Origin of the sequence: Shigella sp. FC1544, assembly GCF_001722145.1 — a bacterium.
GTDB classification, from domain to species: Bacteria; Pseudomonadota; Gammaproteobacteria; order Enterobacterales; family Enterobacteriaceae; genus Escherichia; species Escherichia coli.
The window spans coordinates 1-2,158 of the sequence record NZ_MECT01000239.1 but is presented as its reverse complement, the minus strand read 5'-3'; the positions used below and the strand labels follow the sequence as shown (position 1 = coordinate 2,158).

1 protein-coding gene and 2 pseudogenes are annotated in these 2,158 nt (G+C 39.0%); 2 read left to right on the top strand and 1 reads right to left on the bottom strand.

Annotation, left to right across the window (positions count from 1 at the left end):
• Nucleotides 1–493 precede the first annotated feature (493 nt).
• On the top strand, nt 494–1,282 hold the full coding sequence (gene virF, locus BGK49_RS13110) for an AraC family invasion system transcriptional regulator VirF (protein ID WP_046891821.1): 789 nt from the start codon (nt 494–496) through the stop codon (nt 1,280–1,282).
• On the opposite strand, the pseudogene BGK49_RS13105 reads toward virF, so the two are convergent.
• Nucleotides 1,275–1,646, bottom strand: a pseudogene (locus BGK49_RS13105) (ATP-binding protein); the annotation flags it as partial. The gene virF and the pseudogene BGK49_RS13105 overlap by 8 nt on opposite strands.
• Between BGK49_RS13105 and BGK49_RS13100 the strand changes: the two are divergent.
• A pseudogene (locus BGK49_RS13100) lies at nt 1,645–2,063 on the top strand (helix-turn-helix domain-containing protein); the annotation flags it as partial. The pseudogenes BGK49_RS13105 and BGK49_RS13100 overlap by 2 nt on opposite strands.
• Nucleotides 2,064–2,158 lie beyond the last annotated feature (95 nt).

The following is a 2,158-nucleotide window of genomic DNA, read 5'->3' as shown; positions in this document are numbered from 1 at the left end:
CCTCCGTGGTGGAAATACCGGGGTGTAGCAACAGCTCACCCATGCGGCTCTGACAACGATGTTAACCCGCGTTAAATATCCCACGTTGGCCAGCATCTGTCTCACGGAAAGTCATACTGCCTTACCAATATCAACACCAACCGGATTTGTGGAGCCTCCAGTCTGAAGGGGCTTTATGCGTTCCGTATAGGATATTATGATACTGGAGTTTTGCGAAGCTCCACTCCTTTCCGAACATTTACACAGATATTGCCTAAGAAAAGTGAAACCATAATATGGTTATAGTCCCTTTCAGTGCAAATACTTAGCTTGTTGCACAGAGAAATAGAAGCTGCATAAACTCTTTCTTCAAAAAATGTAAATAAAGTTAAATATAGGAAAAATTACTTAATCTATCTTAATAACGGAAAGATTTTGTATACAATCACTGTTACAGAAATTTCTTAGTTACTCTGTAAACACTAAATATAGTTTGGTATATTCTGTTGAATTTATGATGGATATGGGACATAAAAACAAAATAGATATAAAGGTTCGCTTGCATAACTATATTATTTTATATGCAAAAAGGTGTTCAATGACGGTTAGCTCAGGCAATGAAACTTTGACTATCAATGAAGGGCAAATTGCTTTTATAGAGCGAAATATACAAATAAACGTCTCCATAAAAAAATCTGATAGCATTAATCCATTTGAGATTATAAGCCTTGACAGAAATTTATTATTAAGCATTATTAGAATAATGGAACCAATTTATTCATTTCAACACTCCTATTCTGAGGAGAAAAGGGGGTTAAACAAAAAAATATTCCTCCTCTCTGAGGAGGAGGTTTCTATCGATTTGTTCAAATCTATAAAAGAGATGCCTTTCGGCAAAAGAAAGATCTATAGTTTAGCTTGCCTTTTATCAGCTGTTTCTGATGAGGAAGCTTTATATACTTCGATATCGATAGCTTCTTCTCTTAGTTTTTCTGATCAGATAAGGAAGATTGTTGAAAAAAACATCGAGAAGAGATGGCGTCTTTCTGATATTTCAAATAACTTGAATTTATCAGAAATAGCTGTTAGAAAACGATTGGAGAGTGAAAAATTAACATTTCAACAAATCCTTCTTGATATTCGCATGCATCATGCAGCAAAGCTTTTATTGAATAGTCAAAGCTATATTAATGATGTATCAAGACTTATCGGAATATCAAGCCCATCTTATTTTATAAGGAAATTTAATGAATATTATGGTATAACTCCAAAGAAATTTTACTTATATCATAAAAAATTTTAAATGCTTCATAGCCCATCGCTATTGCCAGATGGGTTTTCCCCACACCTGATGGCCCTAGTAATACGATATTTTCATTACGTTCTATGAAGCTGAGTGAGCGTAACGACTGGAGTTGCTTCTGCGGTGCTCTGGTGGCGAATGTGAAGTCATACTCTTCGAACGTTTTCACCGCCGGGAAGGCTGCCATTCGGGTATACATCGCCTGTTTACGTTGATGACGTGCCAGTTTTTCTTCATGAAGCAGATGCTCCAGGAAGTCCATATAACTCCATTCCTGGTCTACTGCCTGTTGTGACAGCGCAGGCGCTGCGCTTATGTACTGCACCCATTTTGTTGGACGATGAAATGGAATAGCCCCTAATATGTCAAAGCCAAAATACCCTTTTGAAAAGCGCCTTGAAGTCGTGAATCACTACTTCACTACTGATGATGGTTACAGGATCATCTCGGCACGTTTTGGTGTCCCCGAACCCAGGTCAGGACATGGGTTGCCCTCTATGAAAAACATGGAGAAAAAGGCTTAATTCCCAAACCTAAAGGTGTTAGTGCTGATCCAGAGTTGCGTATCAAGGTCGTGAAAGCTGTGATTGAGCAGCACATGTCCCTTAATCAGGCTGCTGCTCACTTTATGCTTGCTGGTAGTGGTTCTGTAGCCAGGTGGCTGAAGGTTTATGAAGAGCGCGGAGAAGCTGGTTTACGCGCGCTCAAGATTGGCACCAAAAGAAACATTGCAATATCAGTTGATCCAGAAAAAGCGGCATCAGCATTGGAGCTGTCAAAAGTGAAGTGGCACACTGAATTTGGCCACCTGAACAGAGGTGATATGCTCACCTCAGAACAACACAGGTGCTCCAATGAAAAAAAGAAATTTTAGCG